This is a genomic window from Sphingobium sp. AS12 (assembly GCF_019097845.1).
GTDB lineage: Bacteria > Pseudomonadota > Alphaproteobacteria > Sphingomonadales > Sphingomonadaceae > Sphingobium.
Map to the genome: position 1 here is coordinate 1 of NZ_JAHRGM010000084.1, position 1,583 is coordinate 1,583.

The 1,583-nt window shown below is 39.4% G+C and carries 2 protein-coding genes; one reads left to right on the plus strand and one right to left on the minus strand.

Annotated features, from left to right (window positions below; genetic code table 11):
• Window positions 1-178 precede the first annotated feature (178 nt).
• On the minus strand, window positions 179-574 hold the full coding sequence (locus KRZ98_RS24315) for a hypothetical protein (RefSeq protein WP_254798790.1): 396 nt from the start codon (window positions 572-574) through the stop codon (window positions 179-181).
• Window positions 575-580: 6 nt separating this feature from the next.
• Here KRZ98_RS24315 and KRZ98_RS24320 point away from each other — a divergent pair, with 6 nt between their 5' ends.
• The gene (locus KRZ98_RS24320) at window positions 581-1,567 is read left to right on the plus strand and encodes a DUF1725 domain-containing protein (protein ID WP_254798791.1); all 987 of its coding nucleotides are present in this window, start codon (window positions 581-583) and stop codon (window positions 1,565-1,567) included.
• Window positions 1,568-1,583: the final 16 nt, after the last annotated feature.

Genomic DNA, 1,583 nt, shown 5'->3' on the forward strand with positions numbered 1-1,583 from the left:
AATAAAAAGGCTGAGAAAGAAAACAGAGAAACATCACAGTTTACAATAGCCACAAACAACATAAAATATCTTGTGTAACATTAACCAAACAAATGAAAGACCTGTACAGCAAGAACTTTGAGTTTTTAAAGAAAGAAATTACAGAAGATACCAGAAAATGGAAAGATCTCTCATGCTCTTAGATAGGTAGGATCAACAGATTAAAAATGGAAATCTTGCCAAAAGGTAGCCACTGATTTAATGCAATCCCCATCACAATCCCAGCACAAGTCTTCACAGACCCAAAACAATACTCAACTTTATATGGAGAAACAAAAGACTCAGGATAGCCAACACAACCCTGTACAATAGAGGAACTTCTGGAGGTATCACCATCCGTGACTTCAAGTTCTATTACAAAGCTGTAGTCCTGAAAATAGCTTGGTATTGGCACAAAAATTGACGGGTACACCAATGGAGTAGAGTAGAAAACCCTGATATTAACCCACACACCCACGACCACCTGATTTTTAACAAACAATCCAAATATATATGCTGGAACCAAGAGAACATCTTCAACAAATGGTGCTGGCATAACTGGATGCTGGCATGTAGAAGACTGCAGATAGATCCATATCTATCACCATGCACAAAACTTAAGTCCAAATGGATCAAAGACCTCAACATAAATCCAGCCACACTGAACCTATTAGAAGACAAAGTGGGAAATACCCTTGAATTAATTGGTACAGGAGACTGCTTCCTGAACATAACACCAGTAGCACAGACACTGAGATCAACAATTAATAAATGGGACCTCCTGAAACTGAGAAGCTTCTGTAAGGCAAAGGACACAGTCAGCAAGACAAAACGGCAGCCCACAGACTGGGAAAAGATATTCACCAACCCCACATCTGACAGAGGGCTGATCTCCAAAATATACAAAGAACTCAAGAAGCTAGTCTCCAAAACACCAAACAATCCAATTAAAAAGTGGGGTACAGAACTAAATAGACAATTCTCAATAGAGGAATCTAAAATGGCTGAAAGACACATAAGAAAGTGTTCAACATCCTTAGCCATCAGGGAAATGCAAATCAAAACAACTCTGAGATACCATCTTACTCCTGTCAGAATGGCTAAAATCAAAAACACCAATGACAGTTTATGCTGGAGAGGATGTGGAGAAAGGGGAACACTCCTCCACTGCTGGTGGGAGTGCCAACTTGTACAGCCACTTTGGAAATCAGTATGGCGACTCCTCAAGAAAATGGGAATCAGTCTACCACAAGATCCAGCAATTCCACTCTTAGGCATATACCCAAAAGAAGCACATTCATACAACAAGGACATCTGTTCAACGATGTTCATAGCAGCATTATTTTTAATAGCCAGAAACTGGAAGCAGCCAAGATGCCCCTCAACCAAAGAATGGATAGAGAAAATAGAGTACTACTCAGTGGAAAAAAACAATGGAATCTTGAAATTTGCAGGAAAATGGATGGAACTAGAAGAAACCATTCTGAGCAAGGTAACCCAATCACAAAAACACAAACATGGTATGTACTCACTCATATGCAGATTTTAGACATAGAGTAAGGGAT

Bases quoted from the DNA above. Each gene is read 5' to 3' on its own strand.
- KRZ98_RS24320 (WP_254798791.1), top strand. From the start codon at position 581: ATGCTGGCATGTAGAAGACTGCAGATAGATCCATATCTATCACCATGC.
- KRZ98_RS24315 (WP_254798790.1), bottom strand. From the start codon at position 574: ATGCCAGCACCATTTGTTGAAGATGTTCTCTTGGTTCCAGCATATATA.